This is a genomic window from Yinghuangia sp. ASG 101 (assembly GCF_021165735.1).
Lineage (GTDB): Bacteria > Actinomycetota > Actinomycetes > Streptomycetales > Streptomycetaceae > Yinghuangia.
The window spans coordinates 7276361-7292223 of the sequence record NZ_CP088911.1; the positions used below are offsets into that span (position 1 = coordinate 7276361).

At 69.5% G+C, this 15863-nt stretch carries 15 protein-coding genes and 1 pseudogene; 4 read left to right on the forward strand and 12 right to left on the reverse strand.

From position 1 onward, the window contains the following. Position 1: 1 nt before the first annotated feature. The 4 genes from LO772_RS31110 to LO772_RS31125 form a co-directional block, all read right to left on the reverse strand. Positions 2-757 (reverse strand): ABC transporter ATP-binding protein, encoded by a 756-nt coding sequence (locus LO772_RS31110; protein WP_231775358.1) that lies wholly within the window; start codon positions 755-757, stop codon positions 2-4. Continuing rightward, positions 754-3585: a branched-chain amino acid ABC transporter permease/ATP-binding protein gene (locus LO772_RS31115; protein ID WP_231775359.1), complete on the reverse strand. Its 2832-nt coding sequence runs from the start codon at positions 3583-3585 to the stop codon at positions 754-756. The genes LO772_RS31110 and LO772_RS31115 overlap by 4 nt, the downstream gene beginning before the upstream one ends. 12 nt (positions 3586-3597) lie before the next feature. Next, positions 3598-4848: an ABC transporter substrate-binding protein gene (locus tag LO772_RS31120; RefSeq protein WP_231775360.1), complete on the reverse strand. Its 1251-nt coding sequence runs from the start codon at positions 4846-4848 to the stop codon at positions 3598-3600. A gap of 458 nt (positions 4849-5306) precedes the next feature. After that, positions 5307-6443 carry an acyl-CoA dehydrogenase family protein gene (locus LO772_RS31125; protein WP_231775361.1) on the reverse strand — a complete coding sequence of 379 codons (1137 nt, stop codon included), beginning with the start codon at positions 6441-6443 and terminating at the stop codon, positions 5307-5309. A gap of 296 nt (positions 6444-6739) precedes the next feature. Between LO772_RS31125 and LO772_RS31130 the strand changes: the two are divergent. After that, positions 6740-7238: pseudogene (locus LO772_RS31130) on the forward strand (zinc ribbon domain-containing protein); the annotation flags it as partial. Here the strand turns inward: LO772_RS31130 and LO772_RS31135 are convergent. From LO772_RS31135 to LO772_RS31155, 5 genes are all read right to left on the reverse strand, one after another. Next, positions 7159-7914: an enoyl-CoA hydratase-related protein gene (locus LO772_RS31135; protein ID WP_231775362.1), complete on the reverse strand. Its 756-nt coding sequence runs from the start codon at positions 7912-7914 to the stop codon at positions 7159-7161. The pseudogene LO772_RS31130 and the gene LO772_RS31135 overlap by 80 nt on opposite strands. 126 nt (positions 7915-8040) lie before the next feature. Continuing rightward, complete coding sequence (locus LO772_RS31140; RefSeq protein WP_231775363.1) at positions 8041-8568, reverse strand: FAS1-like dehydratase domain-containing protein; 528 nt, start codon at positions 8566-8568, stop codon at positions 8041-8043. A gap of 59 nt (positions 8569-8627) precedes the next feature. Then, the gene (locus tag LO772_RS31145) at positions 8628-9449 is read right to left on the reverse strand and encodes an enoyl-CoA hydratase/isomerase family protein (protein WP_231775364.1); all 822 of its coding nucleotides are present in this window, start codon (positions 9447-9449) and stop codon (positions 8628-8630) included. A gap of 127 nt (positions 9450-9576) precedes the next feature. After that, a complete protein-coding gene (locus LO772_RS31150; RefSeq protein ID WP_231775365.1) occupies positions 9577-10809 on the reverse strand; it encodes an acyl-CoA dehydrogenase family protein in 1233 nt (410 codons plus the stop codon). Between the two features lie 88 nt (positions 10810-10897). Further along, a complete protein-coding gene (locus tag LO772_RS31155) occupies positions 10898-11170 on the reverse strand; it encodes a hypothetical protein (RefSeq protein ID WP_231775366.1) in 273 nt (90 codons plus the stop codon). Positions 11171-11300: 130 nt separating this feature from the next. Here LO772_RS31155 and LO772_RS31160 point away from each other — a divergent pair, with 130 nt between their 5' ends. Both LO772_RS31160 and LO772_RS31165 read left to right on the forward strand, forming a co-directional pair. Continuing rightward, the gene (locus tag LO772_RS31160; protein WP_231775367.1) at positions 11301-12248 is read left to right on the forward strand and encodes an LLM class flavin-dependent oxidoreductase; all 948 of its coding nucleotides are present in this window, start codon (positions 11301-11303) and stop codon (positions 12246-12248) included. Next, positions 12248-12712 (forward strand): FAS1-like dehydratase domain-containing protein, encoded by a 465-nt coding sequence (locus tag LO772_RS31165; RefSeq protein WP_231775368.1) that lies wholly within the window; start codon positions 12248-12250, stop codon positions 12710-12712. The genes LO772_RS31160 and LO772_RS31165 overlap by 1 nt, the downstream gene beginning before the upstream one ends. A 138-nt stretch (positions 12713-12850) precedes the next feature. On the opposite strand, the gene LO772_RS31170 is transcribed toward LO772_RS31165, so the two are convergent. The 3 genes from LO772_RS31170 to LO772_RS31180 all read right to left on the reverse strand — a co-directional run bounded on the left by LO772_RS31170 (position 12851) and on the right by LO772_RS31180 (position 14908). Further along, positions 12851-13072, reverse strand: coding sequence for an SDR family NAD(P)-dependent oxidoreductase (locus LO772_RS31170; RefSeq protein ID WP_231775369.1), 222 nt, complete (start codon positions 13070-13072; stop codon positions 12851-12853). A 49-nt stretch (positions 13073-13121) separates the two neighbouring features. Continuing rightward, a complete protein-coding gene (locus LO772_RS31175) occupies positions 13122-14081 on the reverse strand; it encodes an electron transfer flavoprotein subunit alpha/FixB family protein (RefSeq protein ID WP_231775370.1) in 960 nt (319 codons plus the stop codon). Positions 14082-14146: 65 nt separating this feature from the next. Beyond that, the gene (locus LO772_RS31180; protein ID WP_231775371.1) at positions 14147-14908 is read right to left on the reverse strand and encodes an electron transfer flavoprotein subunit beta/FixA family protein; all 762 of its coding nucleotides are present in this window, start codon (positions 14906-14908) and stop codon (positions 14147-14149) included. Positions 14909-15080: 172 nt separating this feature from the next. Here LO772_RS31180 and fabG point away from each other — a divergent pair, with 172 nt between their 5' ends. Next, entirely contained in the window at positions 15081-15824 is a 744-nt protein-coding gene (gene fabG, locus LO772_RS31185; protein WP_231775372.1) for a 3-oxoacyl-ACP reductase FabG, read from the forward strand. Positions 15825-15863: the final 39 nt, after the last annotated feature.

Below are 15863 nucleotides of genomic sequence, written 5' to 3' on the forward strand. Positions count from 1 at the left end.
CCTACGCGGCCCCGATGTACTGCTCGAACACGCTGCCGCTCCGCAGTTCCTGGGGTGTGCCGTCGTAGACGATCCTCCCGCGTCGCAGCACGTACGCGTGTGTGGCGATCTTCAGCACGCGCGTCACGAACTGGTCGACCAGCAGCAGCGCGGTGCCGCGGTCGGCGAGCTGCCGGAGGAACGCGAACACCTCGTCCACCACGACCGGTGCCAGTCCGAGCGAGGCCTCGTCGACCAGCACCAGCTTGGGATCACGGACGTGTGCCTGTGCCATGGCGAGCATCTGCTGCTGGCCGCCGCTGAGCGTCCCGGCGGGACTGTCGAGCCGTTTCCCGAGTGCGGGGAACGCCTGCACCGCGGCCTCGATCGCCTGGGCGTTCCGGCCGGGTTCGGCCTGGAGGTACAGGTTCTCCCGTACGGTGAGGCTGCGGAACACCCCGCGGCCCTCCGGGATGTGGCACAACCCCAGCGCGGTGCGCCGGTGGGCCGGGAGCCGTGCGATGTCTGTGCCGTGCAGCTCGACGCTGCCCGCCGTGGCCCGGTTGAGGCCGCAGACCGTCCGCAGCAGCGTTGTCTTGCCCGCGCCGTTGGCACCCAGCAACGCGACCACCGCGCCCGGGGCGACGGAAAGGTCGACGTCCCGCAGGACGGTCGTGTCGCCGTAGCCGGCGTGTACACCTCGCAGGGCCAGCACCGGAGTACCGGATTCGGCGGGTGCCGCGGAAGCGGTCGTGGCGGCGGTGTCCGTCCCGGTCATGAGGGAGCCTCCTGGAGTTGGTGCGCCGGGTCGATGTCCTCTTCGCCCAGGTACGCCGCGCGCACGATGTCCGAGGACCGAACCGCGTCGGCGTCGCCCTCGAACAGCAGCTTGCCGAAGTCGAGGACGTAGATGTACGAGCACACCCGCATCACCAGCGCCATGTCGTGCTCCACCAGCAGGATGCCCGTGCCGCGCTCGCGCACGACCCGTTCCAGCACCTCGGCGAACCTGGCGGTCTCCTCGTGGTCCAGCCCGGACGAGGGCTCGTCCAGGAGCAGCACGTCGAAGCCGCCGGCCAGGCACCTGGCGAGTTCCACCAGACGCCGTTGCCCGGTGGACAACGCGCCCGCCTGCGCCCGCGCGAGGTGCGTGATCCCGCACAGGCGCAGGGCCTCCTCGGCGGCGGCCTTGGTCGCCCGTGCCTCCTTACGGGAGGCGGCGAGCTGGGCGAGCGGGCGCGCACCGGCCAGGCCGGACTCGTGCCCGAGGGCGACATTCTCCGCGACGCTGAGGGAGTCGCACAGGTTCATGATCTGGAACGTGCGCCCCAGCCCGGCGCGGCCGCGTGCGGCGGGCGCGAACCGGGTGACATCGCGTCCGTGCAGGTGCACGCGCCCTTCGGACGGGCGAATGAGGCCCGTACAGGCGTTGAAGGTGGTGGTCTTGCCGGCTCCGTTCGGACCGATGAGGCCGGTGATCCGGCCGGTCGGGGCGTTCAGGGTCAGTCCGTCGACGGCGGTCACCCCGCCGAAGCGCACACTGACGCCGTCGACGCGCAGGCCCTCGCCTTCTTGGGTCCGCGGGGAGCGGTCACCGGTGTGCCTGTCCCGCGTGTCCTTGGCCTGGGCGCCCTTGGCCTGGGCAGCCTTGTCCCCGACGTCCTTGCGTTCGACGTCCTTGCCCGTGTCAGCGCTGTCGACCGACTCTGCCGCGGTTTCCGCCGAGTCGGCGGGTGCCCCCTCGCCGTCCGCCCGCCGACCGCCGAGCCGGTCCAGCGCCGCGCGCAGCCGTGCGGGCATGGGCGGGGCACCGCCGGCCATGGCCACCTGTACGGCGAAGAAGCCGAAGGCCGCGTTCATCCAGTAGCTGGTGTCGGCGTTGGTGAAGTAGGCCGGGATGATCGCCGTCATGCCGATGAAGACCGCGTACCACGGCGCCGCGAAGGGGGCGATGGCCAGGCTCACCAACAGGACGACCGACTGGAAGGACGAGTAGTGCACGTCGGTGGTGCCGGCCGAGTGCAGCGTGGCCCCGTAGAGGATGCCGGAGAGGCCGGCGATGAACGCCGAGACGCAGAACACGATGAGCTTCGTGACATTGGTGCTGAGGCCCGAGGTGGACACGGCCACCGGAGCTTCCGCCATGCCCCGCAGCATCCGGCCCAACCGCCCGCGCTGCACCGCCTCGGTCGCCACGCCGATCACCACCACGAGGGCAAGGACGAACCAGTAGTAGGCGTTGTCGTCCTCGGCGAACGACGGACGCGGCATCAGACGGCCGGTGCTGACCGAGGTGAACATCCAGTCCAGCGGGTAGAACAGCCGCTCCACCATGATGCCGAAGCCAAGGGTGGCCAACGCCAGGAACAGCCCGGACAGGCGGATCGCGGGTATGGCGACAATGGCTCCCACGGGGACCACGACAAGTGCCCCCAACAACAGGGCGATCACCCAGGGAATGTTGTGGTCCACCGCGAACTGGGAGAAGGCGACCGCGCCGATGGCACCGAACGCGGCGTGACACAGCGACACTTGCCCCGAGGTACGCACCAGCAGGCCCAGTGACATGAACATCACGACCTGGGTCAACCCGACCGTGTAGAAGGTCAGCTTGCTGCCCGCGAATGTCGGCACCAGGGTGAGGACCAGGATGACCGCCACCGCCGTGGCGAGCCGGATACGGGCCGGGGCGTGCCACTGCAACGGTGGACGGCGTTCGAACACCGATGGTGGTGTCAGTTTGCGGCGCGGTGTCAACAGCAGCGCGGCGAACAGCACGATGAACGGCAGGCTGGAGGGCAGGCCCGACAGCCAGGTGACGTCCAGGACGTACTTCTTGCTCACGTCCGCGGCCACACCGACCAGGAGGCCGCCGGCGAATGTCAGCGGGATGCTGGTGAAGGCACCCACCGCGGCCGACCCGAATGCGGTGACCACGAGGAAGGTCAGCGCGATCGGTTCCAGGCCCATCAGGGGCAGGAGCAGGACACCCGACAGCGACGCGAACATCGAGCCGATGATCCACGCCGCCCGGCGGACCCGTGCCGGGTTGGTGCCCTTGATGTCGAGCAGGTCCGGGTCGTCGACCACGGCCCGCATCGCCAGGCCGGTCCGGCTGAAGCGAAACAGCGCCCACAGCGCCGCGACCACGGCGACCGCGATCACGGTGGTGAACACATACTTGTACTGCACGTTGACCGAGGCGACACGGAAGGACTCCTCCGCCTTGGGCAGGAAGCTCGGCACACTGCGGGGATCGGGGCCGTACTTGACGGATCCGAGCCCCTGCACCAGGAGGATCAGGCCGGCGGTCCCGACGATCTTCATCGCGATGCGCTGTTCCGCCAGGCGCCGCGAGACCAGTTCCATCAGCAGGCCGAGCAGGGGGCCGGCCACCAGCACGGTCAGTGCCGCCGACAACTGCCAGCCGAGCCCCTGGTCGATGTGCAGCCAATAGAACAGGTACGCGGCGATGGTCGCGAGTGCCCCGTGCCCGAAGTTGAAGATCCCGGACGTCTTGTAGGTGACCACCAGCCCGGCGCCGGCGAGGCCGTACACCGAGCCGATGGCCAACCCGCTTACCAGGAACGGAAGAATGTCATTCATGGCGCTGGGCCCTCAGCCCGTCGGTGAGGTCAAGCAGTCGGACTTCAGCGTGCCCTCGGAGATGCTGTTGCCGGACGGACCGGGCAATGCCGCGCTGGTGAACTTGCCGTCCTCGTGCTTGTACAGCCACAGGCAGTTGATCGGCGTGCCCTGGCCCGGGATGTAGGTGACCTTCTGGGCGAGCAGGCCGCCGAGATCCTCGTCCTTGAGGGCGTGCAGGCCGGCGGTCAGGTCCGCACGCGTCGGCGCGTCGCCGACCGCGGCCAGGGACTTGCGGACGACTTCCAGCGAGGCCCACACCGCCGTGGCCGACGGGTTCTCGTAGTCGGCGTCGGACGCGTACTGCTTCATGGCGTCGCGGAACGTCACCACCGGCGCGTCGTCCGTCCACCACGGGAAGCCCTGGATGCCGCCGGACATCTTCACGTTCGGGATGCTCATCATGTCGGCGTTGACCGCGCCCGCGGTGACCCCGAAGTAGCCGTTGTAGCCCTGCGCCTGGCAGTCGGCGATGAGCTTCTTCCCGGCGGACGGGGCAACCGCGATTTGGATGAAGTCGGCGCCCTGGTCGATCATCTTCAGGCATTCCGCCGTGTAATTGGGGGCGGACGTGGAGATGGCGATCGAGCCCGTGTACTGCACGCCTTGCGGCTTGGCGGCCGGTTCGAGCAGCGGGGTGGCCTCCTTGCAGGCGGCGACCTCGGCACAATAGACGGACGCGAACTTCGTGGCACCGACCGCCTTGGCCGAGGCCAGCTGGGAGACCACGGTGGCCGGGAACGCCTGGGAGGTGACCGGGAAGTAGTTGGGCTGCTTGGCCCAGATCGCGGTCTGGTAGCCGGTGGCGCCCACCACCGGGACGTCCTTGCCGCTGAGGACGGCCGCGACCTGCTGTTCGGTGTTCGCCGCCTGCGCGGTGATGCTCAGGATGCTCGGGTCGTCCAGCAGTTCCTTGGCCGCGGTGGTGGCGGTGGCGCCGTCGCCCTTGTCGTCCTTGACGACCACCTTCACGGGGTGACCGGCGATCCCGCCGTTGGCGTTGACCCACTGCTGCCATGCCTTGGCGCTGCCGGCGCCGCTCTTGTCGGAGGAGGAACTGTTCCCGGTCTGGGAGACGATCAGCCCGAGCTTGATCTCCGACTTGGTGAGGGCCGGGTTGGTCGCGGCGTCGTCGTCCGACGAGTCGTCTCCGGAGCCGCAGGCGGCCAGGACCAAGACAGCGGCACTGAGGTAAGCCCCGATGACGCGACGTGATCTTTTCATGGTGCGTTCGACTCCCTGGGAGTTCGCGACTGGATGAGGTTTCCCGGACGGAGCCCGGTTGTGCCCGGGCCGGCAGTCCCCCGAGTGCGCGTGCCGCACCGGTCCGGGCGTGCGGTGAAGCTAACAGCGAGCAGACACCCCGGTAAAGACGTATTCGCTGAATATTTATACTTAGTTTCTTAGGGTTCATTTTTTGCTCGGACGGTGCCGTCCGAGGGACGCACGCCGGAGGCGGCGGCGGACGGGACCGGGAACCGCCGTGACGCGGGCTTTCGTTTGCGCCGGGATGCGCGACGGCGACGAGGCGGAGAGGTGCGGGCGGGGATCGCCGACGAACACCCGGCGCCGCGCCTGTGCCCGCCCATCGACGTCCGAGGAGCGGGACGCGTGGTCGTCGCCGCGTGCTCGGGAGTCGCCGCGCTGGTGTGGGGCACCCGTACCGGCGCGGGCCGACCAGGTCACGCGGAGGCGCTGTCGAGGACCTCCCGTGCCACGATCGCCTGCTGGATCTCGGCCGAGCCCTGGGTCACCTCGAAGAACTTGCTTTCCCGGAACAGTCGTTCGACGACCATCTCGCGCGTCCATCCGTACGCGCCGCACACCTGGAGGGCCGAGCTCGCCGCCTCGTGCGCCGTTCGTCCCGCCACCAGCCGGGCCGCCGCCGCCTCCCGTGTCACCGGGCGGCCGTCGTCGACCATGTGCGCTGTCGCGTGGACGAGTGCGCGCGCCGCCAGGATGTTCGCCTGCATGTCCGCGAGGTGGCCCTGGATGCCCGCGAACCTTCGTCCGATGGGCACCCCCCGGTGGGTGCGTGACAGCGCGTACGACGCGGCTTCGTCCAAGGCGCGCTGCGCGATCCCCACGCAAATCGCGGCCGCGCGCACCTTGCCCCGGGCCTCGCCGGCGAGCATGACCTCGAAACCGTCGTGCGGGTCGCCGACCACGTGTTCGCGTGGCACCCGCACCCCGTCGAGATAGACCGGTCGCGCGCCACCGCCGCCCAGGCCCAGGACCTCGACCGCGGGCCCGACCGACCATCCCGGGGTCCCCGCTTCGACCAGGAAGGCGCCGACGCGGTCGCCGGGGGTTCGCGCGAAGACCAGGGCCACCGTGCAGGCGCCCGCGTAGGAGATGAATTGCTTGCTTCCATCAAGAACCCAGGAGGACCCGTCCTGGCGTGCCCGGGTCCGCAATTGACGCGGGTCGGAACCGGTCTGCGGTTCGGTGAACGCCCATGACGCGACCACCTCACCCGACACCAGGCGCGGCACCCACTGCCGCACGGCCTCGGGAGTCCCCAACCGCAGCAGTGTGTCGGCCACCTGGATCGTCGTGCCGGGATACAGCGCCGCTATCGCCCCTACGCGCGCGAGTTCCTCGACCGCCGCGATGAAGGCGCCGAAGGTCCCGCCCGCGCCACCCCACTCCGCGTCGAACGGCAGCGAGAAGATCTCCAACTCCCGCAGCCGCTGCCACAGTTCGGGGGAGAACTCCTGCGTGCGGTCGATCGAGGCCACCAGCGGCTCGATGGTGCGTTGCGCCTGTCGCCGCACCTTGGCCCGGACGTCCGCGAGATCGTTGTCGATTTCCAGCATGGACTGCCCCATCCTCAGACCGGACCGCCGCGCGGCGGTCCGGATCCACCAAAACCCGTCGCCGGTCACGGCCGGCCCGACAACCTCGCCCGTACGGCCTGCCGACGGCGGGTGCCACCCACGCTGCGCTGGGACCTTGCGGCCTCCCCGAAGACATGCCGGCGGCCCAGGGAGGCGCAAGATACAGTACAAATAGCTCACTGATTAGTCCAGGATGAACGCACGCTGTCCGCTCCCGAAGGGCTCACGGTGACAAGAGCGCCGCCGCCGGGCCGTGGGCCTCGATCGAGCGGCGAAAAGGACTCGCCCGCACGCGCCTCGCGAAGTCGGTGCACGACGCCGGTTGGTCGGCGTTCGTGACGATGCCGGAGTACGAAGCCGCCCGGTGCGGGCGGACCCTGATCCGGATCGGCCGGTGCGAACCCACGTCGCAGGTGTGCTCGGAGTGCGGCGTGAAGGACGGCCCGAGACCGCTCTGCGTCCCGGGAATGGACGTGCGAGGCGTGCGGAGCCGTCCAGGACGGGGACATCAACGCGGCGGTCAACGTCGCCAAGGCGGCCGGACTGGCCGTACCGGCCTGTGGAGCGCGGGTAAGACCGCAACCCACGGTTCCGGCACAGCGACAAGAAGAAGGTGCTGAGACACACGCTTCGCGAGCGGCTGCGAGCGATGTTCGCGTTGGACTGACCGCCGCGCGCGTCACCGTCCTGAGCGTTACCGTCCCGACCAGACGGGAGCCCGTTTCTGCGCGAAGGCGCTCGGGCCCTCGGCGGCGTCCGCTGTACCGGCGATGAACCGGTTCTGCTCGTCGTTGACACGCCAGGCGGTCGCCTCGTCGAAGGCGGCGCTCGCCTCGATGACGGCCCTGCTCGCCCGCACGGCGAGCGGGGCGTTCCGGTTGATCGACTCGGCGAGTGCCAAGCTCGTCTCCAGCAGTCGGCCGGCCGGTACGACGTCGTTGACAAGCCCCCACGACAGCGCGGTCTCCGCGGTGATGGGGCGGCCGGTGAGAGCGAGGTCCATGGCCCGCTTGTCACCGATGTGGCGGCTGAGCCGAACGAGTCCGCCGGCCGCGGCGATGATGCCGTGGGAGACCTCGCGGAGTGCGAAGGTCGCATGCTCCGCGGCCACCACCAGGTCGCAGGACAACACCAGTTCGAAGCCGCCTCCGTAGGCGAGCCCGTTGACCGCGGCGATCACGGGCTTGCTCCGGTCGGCCCGGGTTATCCCCGAGAAGACCCGGTTGTCGTCGACGGAGCCGGTGGTCATCGCCTTGAGGTCCCCGCCCGCGCAGAAGGCACGCTCACCGGTCCCGGTGAGGACGACGGTGGCGACCGAGGAGTCCCGGTCGGCGTCCTCCAGCGCGGTTTTGACCAGACGCGAAAGCACCGGGTCGAACGCGTTCAGCGCGCTCGGGCGATTGAGGGTGAGCAGCCGGGTACGGCCCTGCTGCGCGATCTCCAGTTCCACAACCGTCTCCTCACAGGCCGAGCCGCTTGCGGGCGGCGACGACGGTGGCCGTCTCGGGTTGCCGGACGGCTTCCGGGCAGGCGGGCAACGTGGGTTCCCGCCTGCCCCGGGGTGCCACCGTGGCCTTCAGTCCGTTGCCGCGCGGTAGTCCTTGCCGCGGATCAGTCGGACCGGTGTGTAGACCAGCACTTCCTCGTCGCGCTGGTTCCGTACGCTGATGCGGCTGGTGACGACCCCGCGCCCGCCCTTGCTGGACGGCCTGGCGTCGGTCGTCTCCACGACCGCGTGCAAGGTGTCGCCCACGTACACCGGCTGCTTGACGGTCAGTTCCATGTGCATGAACGCCAGCCCGGTGCCGTGCAGCACGTTGGTCTGGAGGACGAGGCCCTCGGCGATCGCGTAGATCATCGCGCCCGGGATGAGGCGGCCGGTGTACCCCGCCTCCCCGGCGTGCGAGGCGTCGAGGAACAGGGGCTCGTTGAAGCCTCCCCAGGTGACGAAGGAGACGAGGTCGGCCTCGGTCACGGTGCGCCGCGCGGTGCGGAAGGCGTGACCGACCGGCATCTCCTCGAAGGTTCGGCCGCGGGCCAGAAGTTCGGCGGACGGCGATGCGGAGGTGGGCGTGCCGGTCGGGGAGGTACTGGTGTCGGTCACGGTGGTTCCTGTTTCTCGGAGGTGATCGTGGTGGAGGGGCCGGGGCGGAAGGCTCCGGCCTACAGGTCCAGCGGGTGCTTCTCACCCATGCCGACGAAATCGGGACGGCGCTTCTCGCGGTGCGAGGCCAACCCTTCGGTCACCTCGTGGCCGCCGAATCCGAAGAACTCCAGCCCCAGCGACGATTCGAAGATGGGGGCGGCCGTGCGGTACCAGTGGTTGAGGGACCGCTTCGTCCAACTGATCGCGCTGGCCGAGCCCTCGGCCAGCGCGGTGGCGACCCGAAGCGCCTCGGCGTGGACCTGGTCGTCGTCGACGCACCGGGACACCAGGCCGATGCGCTCGGCCTCCTCACCGGTGAGGACGTCGCACGTGAGCAGGTAGTACTTCGCCTTGGCCATGCCGCACAGCAGAGGCCAGCAGATGGCGGCGTGGTCGCCGGCCGCGACACCGAGGCGGGTGTGGCCGTCCACGATCTTGGCTTTGCGGCCGACGATGGAGATGTCGGCCATCATGCCGATCACCAGCCCCGCGCCGACCGCCGGGCCGTGGATGGCGGACACCACCGGCTTGGAGCAGTTCATGACGCCGTAGACCATGTCCCGGGCTTCGCGCATCACCCGGGCGCGCACGGTGTAGTCGGCAGTCATCTCGTCGATGGAGTCGAAGGTTCCGCCGGCGGAGAACGCCTTGCCGGCTCCCTGGACGACCACAGCCCGGGTCTCGTCGTCGCGGTCGATCACCGGCCATATGTCGGCGAGTTCGCCGTGCATGCGGGGGTCGACGGCGTTGAGGTTGGGAGCGTCGAGCACGAGGCGCAGCACGCCCGGTGCCGGGCGCTCGAACCGCAAGGTCTCGAATGCGGCGTAGCGATCCGTCATGGAATCTCCTCGATGGGAAAGGCAGGCGTTCTTGGGGCGCGCCAGGGGGTGATCGGCCCCTGGCCGGGCTCGGTGGTGTGCGGTGTGGCAGGTGCCGTTCGGGTGGCGGCCTTGTTGTGTCGGCTTCTCAGGGCTTGCCGTCGACGACCTTCGGCTCACGGGGCAGGCCGAGCACCTTCTCCGCGAGGATGTTGCGCTGCACCTGGGAGGTTCCCGCGTAGATCGTTCCCGAGCGCGCGATGAGGTACGTCGTCCCCCAGGACCCGGAGGTGTTCGCCGCGCCGGGGTCGTCGGTGCGGTAGGTCCGCAACGGCTGCCGTCCGACCGGGACTTGGCCGTGCAGGCCCATGATGTCCATGGCCAGGTCGGTGACTTTCATGTGGTACTCGCTCCAGAAGAGCTTGGAGATCGACGACTCCGGGCCGGGCTGGGCGCCCTTGAGCCACCCGGTGAGCACCCGGTAGCCGAGGTAGCGCATGATCTCGACCTTCGACCAGCACCAGGCGATCCGCTGGCGGATCACCGGGTCCTGGTCCTTGCCGTACAGCCGGGCCAGTTCGATCAGCCGCTCGACCTCGGCCTTGAAGAGGATGGGGTTGGTGGCGGCTTCTTCGCCGCGCTCGACTCCGAGGAGGCTCTGCGCGACCTCCCAGCCGTTGTTCGGCCCGCCCACGACCAGGTCCGCCGAGGTGCGGGCGTCGGTGAAGAACACCTCGTTGAAGTGCTCGTGACCGCTCATCATGCGGAACGGGCGTACCTCGACGCCGGGTTGGTCGATCGGCACCAGCAGGAAGGAGATGCCGCGGTGCTTGGCCGCCGACCGGTCGGTCCGCGCGAGCACGAAGATCCAGTCGCTGTGGTGGGCTCCCGAGGTCCACACCTTCTGGCCGTTGATGACCCATTCACGGTCGACCAGGTCCGCGCGCGTGGTCAACGACGCGAGGTCCGAGCCGGCGTTCGGCTCCGAGTAGCCCTGGCACCAGACGTCCTGCCCGCTCAGGATGCGCGGCAGGAATCGCTCCTTCTGCTCGTCGGTGCCCCAGCGCAGCAGCGTGTTCGCGAGCATCTTGACGCCGAAGGTGTCGTGCGGGAGGCCGAACGGAACCCCGGCGAGGGCCAGTTCCTCCATCAGCACGACTTGGTGGAGCTTGGACAGGCCGCGTCCGCCGTACTGCTCGGGCCAGGTGAGCGAGAGGTAGCCGTGCTTCGCCAGTGTGTGGCGCCACTCGCGGGCGAAGGCCCAGGCCGCTTCTTCGTCCAGGGCGCCGATGCCGGCCCAGTCGGCGGGAAGCTGCTCGGCGAGGAAAGCCTTGGTCTCGGCCCGGAACTCCTCGGTCTCGGGTGGATAGCTGGTGTCCACGGCGGCCTCGCCTCCCGGTGCGCTGACAGAAAAGGTTAGATCATTATAATAGGCATGCTATGAATGTCGGGCCCGGGGCTGTCGCAGGTCAGCGCCGGGCGAAGGCCCCGGGGGCTGCCCCGAATCGCTCCCGCAGAGCCTCGATGCGGACTTTGCCCGCCGGTGTGCGCAGTGGTTCGGCGGTGAATTCCAGCGAGCGCGGGCACTTGTAGCCCGCGAGGTGTTCGCGGCAGTGCGCGAGAAGGCGATCGGCCAACTCGGACCCCGCTGCCGTGTCCTCATACGGCTGGACGACGGCCTTGCGGCCCATGATGACGGCGGGCCGGTCGGGCGCCGCTTCGGCGAAGGTTGCTGGGTACACGCCAACTCCTGACCGGTCGCAGGGTGCGAGGATACAGCTCATTAATCTAGCGGATTCTCGGGTGGAATCGAGCGCTGCGCCCCTATAGATTCAACTTGTCTAGATGAAACAGATGTCCTGGAGGACGCCGATGACCGTGATCGTGGGGATGCGCCCGCCGAGGGAGTTGTTCGACGCCGACGCGGCGCATCTGCGCCGGTTCGTCGCCACCGCCGAGGATTCGGGGATCGACCGGTTGTGCGTGGGGGATCACGTCACGTTCCAGGGCGGTCAGGGCTTCGACGCGATGGTGCACGCCACCGCGCTCGCGGTGACGTCGTCTCGGGTGTCGATCCAGACTGCCGTCTACCTGCTGCCGCTGCGTCACCCGGTGCCCGTGGCCCGGCAGATCGTCTCGCTGGCCGCACTCGCGCCGGGTCGCTTCGTGTTCGGCGCCGGCATCGGGGGAGAGGACCGCCGGGAGGTGGCCGCCTGCGGCGTGGACCCGGCGACCCGAGGGCGGCGGATGGACGAATCACTCGCCGTTGTACGGCAGTTGCTGCGTGGCGAGACGGTCACGGCGAAGGGCGGGTTCTTCGACCTCGACGAGGTGGCCGTGCGTCCCGCGCCGGATCCCCAGGTGCCCATGGTCGTGGGAGGCAGGTCCGCGTCCGCCGTGCGCCGGGTGGCCCGGCTCGCCGACGGCTGGCTCGCGGTGTGGGTGTCCCCTCGCCGCTTCGCCGAGGTGACCGGCCAGGTCGCCGAACAGGCCGACGAGCACGGTCGCGGTGACGTGCGCTGGCAGCACGGGCTGCACGTGTGGTGTGGGTTCGGCCGGGACAAAGCCGAGGCGACGAGCCACCTGGCTCCGTCCATGGAAGCGCTTTACCGGACGCCGTTCTCCGCCTTCGAGCGGTACTCCCCGTGCGGCATGCCCGAACAGGTCGCCGCCCAGCTCATGCCGTACGTGGAAGCGGGGTGTCGGGAGATCAACCTCATCCCCGTCGCCGCCGACCTCGGCGCGGCGCTGGACGGCACCGTGCGGGTGCGCGAACTGCTGCGGGAGTGGACCACCGGTGCGGGCAAGGAGGTGTCCTGATGACCGAGGCGGAGCCGGACCGGCTGCTCGTCCCGCGATTCCGCGTGGAGCCCGGGCACGTCGTGCAGTTCGAGCGGTCGTTGGGCGCGGAACCCGACCGGTTGCCCCGCGAGGGCGATCACATCCCGCCGACCTTCCTGGCCGCCGCCGCACACCACGAACCCGGGTACTGGCTGCGCCCCGAACCCGGTACTCCGTGGTTCGGCTCGGGGGCGGAACCGGGTACGCCCGGTACGGGCCGTGGCCTGCACGCCGAACAGCACTACGAGTTCCATCGGGCGCCGCGTGTGGGGGACGTCCTCACCGCCGTGATCCGAGACGGCCGACGCTGGACCAAGCGCAACCGCCGTGGTCAGACTCTCGCGTTCGTCGAGCAGATCATCGAGTACCGCGACCAGGGCGGCGATCCGGTGGTCACCGAACGCAAGGTGCGGATCCCGGAGATGGCCGCCGACACCGACTGATCGGGGGCTCCCCGACAGCCGTCGCACGGGGAGCGGTGGCCGGATCCCGCTGCCGAGCCTGCGACGGTTCACCGCCCTTACGGTCAAGGCCCCACCACTGGTGGGGCCTTGACCTGTTTCGGGGACGTGCACCCCGGCTCAGTCACCCATGCTCAGCCCGCCGTCCACCGTGATCACGGAACCGGTGACGTAGCCGGCACGCTCGTCGAGGAGGAAGCGCACCGCGTCGCGGGCGGCGTCTTCGTTGCCGGTGTACACGACGACGACATGGCAGCCCTCGGCCGCCAGTCGGCGGGTGATCGCCGCGCCTGTGCCCCGCGTTCCGCCGGTCACGACGGCGACCTGTCCTGTCAGGCTCATGCGTAGCCCTTCCACCGTGGGTTCCGGAGTCCGGTCGGTCCTGTCGTGCCTACTTGCGCTTGTTGATCTCTTCCTCAAGCTGCGGGAGGACCTTGAACAGGTCGCCGACGACGCCGTAGTCGACGAGGTCGAAGATCGGGGCGTCCTCGTCCTTGTTGATCGCGACGATGGTCTTGGAGGTCTGCATGCCCGCGCGGTGCTGGATCGCGCCGGAGATGCCCGCGGCGATGTACAGCTGCGGCGAGACCTGGGTGCCGGTCTGGCCGACCTGGTGGCTGTGCGGGTACCAGCCCGCGTCGACCGCCGCGCGCGACGCGCCGACCGCGGCGCCGAGCGAGTCGGCGAGCGTCTCGATGACGTGGAAGTTCTCCGCGCCGTTCACACCCCGCCCACCCGAGACGACGATGTCGGCCTCGGTCAGCTCCGGACGGTCCGACTTCTCCCGCGGCGCGCGGGAGACGACCCGCGTCCCCGTCGCGGCGGCGGAGAACGCCACCGTGACGGGCTCGACCGCCGGGGTGGCCGGGGCCTCCTCGGGGGTGGCGGCGTTCGGCTTGACCGTGATGACCGGGATGCCCTTCGTCACGTGCGCGCGGACCTGGTACGTCGCGGCGAACACCGACTGCTCGGTCTGCGGCCCGTCCTCCCCCGCGAGCACGTCGACCGCGTCGGTGATCAGCCCGGATTCGAGGCGGACCGCGACACGCGCGCCGACCTCGCGGCCGTCGTTCGACGACGGCACCAGGATCGCCGCCGGCGAGGTGGTCTGCGCGATCTGCGCCAGCGCGTCCGCCTTCGGCACGACAAGGTAGTCGTCGACCTCGGCCGCGTCGACCACGTACACCTTCGCGGCGCCGTAGCGGCCCAGCGTCTCGGTCGCCGCGTCGGCGCCCTTGCCCAGGAACACCGCCGACGGCTCGCCGATCCGCCGCGCGAGGGTCAGCAGTTCCAGCGTCGGCTTGCGTACCGCTCCGTCGACGTGGTCGACCAGAACGAGGATCTCACCCATGATGCGTCACTCCTTGTCCGGTGTGGCCCGGAAATCTCGAAAGGGAAGGTCCGGTGCAACCCGACTCAGATGAACTTCCGCGCCGCGAGGAACCCGGCCAACCGCACGCCGCCCTCGCCCTCGTCCGTGACGACCTCGCCCTTGGACCGCGGCGGACGCGCCGTCGCGGCGTCCACCACCGACCACGCCGCCGACAGGCCGACCAGGTCCGCGTCGACGCCCAGGTCGTCCAGGTCCTTCTCCTCCAGCGGCTTCTTCTTCGCGGCCATGATGCCCTTGAAGGAGGGGAACCGGGCCTCGCCCGTGCGGTCGGTCACCGAGATCACCGCCGGCAGGGACGCCTCGACCTGCTCGGTCGCGGTGTCGCCCTCGCGGCGGCCCTTCACCACACCGCCCTCGACCGCGACCTCGTCCAGGACCGTCACCTGCGGCACACCCAGGCGCTCGGCGAGCATCGCCGGGACCACGCCCATCGTCGCGTCCGTCGACGCCATGCCGCACACCACCAGGTCGAACCCGGCCTGCTCGATCGCCTTCGCGAGAATCAGCGACGTCCCCAGCGCGTCGGTGCCCGCGATGTCGTCGTCGTTGACGTGGATCGCCCTGTCACCGCCCATCGCCAAAGCCTTCCGCAAGGCCTCCTTGGCGTCGTCCGGCCCCACCGTGAGATACGTGATCTCCGCCTCGACACCCGACTCGACGATCCGCAGCGCCTGCTCGATCGCGTACTCGTCGAGCTCGGACAACAGCGAGTCCACCGACTCCCGGTCGGTCGTACCGTCCTCGTTGAACCCGCGGTCCGCGGTCGCGTCGGGCACATACTTCACGCAGACAACGATTTTCACAAAGCTCTCCTGTGGTCGTCCGAACGGGCGTGACGCAGCCTTTCGCGCCTGGTGCGCCGTCCTCTGCGGCATAGTCTAGATTAATTATCTATCTGATATAACCTAAGTAGATGTGATGTTGGGGCTTGTGTCGGCTCCGGACCGGGAGTGCTGTATGCGCATGTTGGAAGGCCGCGGTGCGGTGGTGACCGGCGCGGCCCAGGGGATCGGCTGGGAGATCGCCAGAGTCCTCGGCGACGCCGGGGCGTCGGTTTTGGTGGGCGACATCAACGGTGACGCCGCGAAGGACGCCGCGGCCCGCCTGCGCGAACACGGCGTGGCCGCCGATGCGTTGCGTTGCGACGTCACCGATCCCGGCGACGTCGAAGCCCTCATCGCCCATGGCACCGAGGTCTTCGGGCCGCTCGACGTCATGGTGAACAACGCGGGCATCACCCGGGACGCGACGATGCGCAAGATGCCGATCGAGGACTTCCGAACCGTGCTGGATGTTCACCTGACCGGCGCCTGGAACGGAACCCGGTACGCGGCGGAGGCCATGCGCGCGCACGGCCGCGGCAGCATCGTCAACATCTCCTCGATCTCCGGCAAGGTCGGCAACTTCGGGCAGACGAACTACAGCGCCGCCAAGGCCGGCATGGTCGGGTTGACCAAGGCCTCGGCCAAGGAACTGGCCAAAGCCGGAATACGCGTCAACGCCGTTCAGCCCGGATTGATCCGGACCGCGATGACCGAGGCCATGCCCGCGCACGCCTGGGAGGCCAAGATGGCCGAAATCCCGATGGGACGGGCCGGTGAGCCGGTGGAGGTCGCCAACGTCGTGCTGTTCCTGGCCTCCGACCTCGCGGGATACCTCACCGGTGCCGTGCTCGAGGTCACCGGCGGCCGGTACATGTGAGCCGGCTCCGCCGGGCCCCGTTTTCCCGAAGGCCGCGAA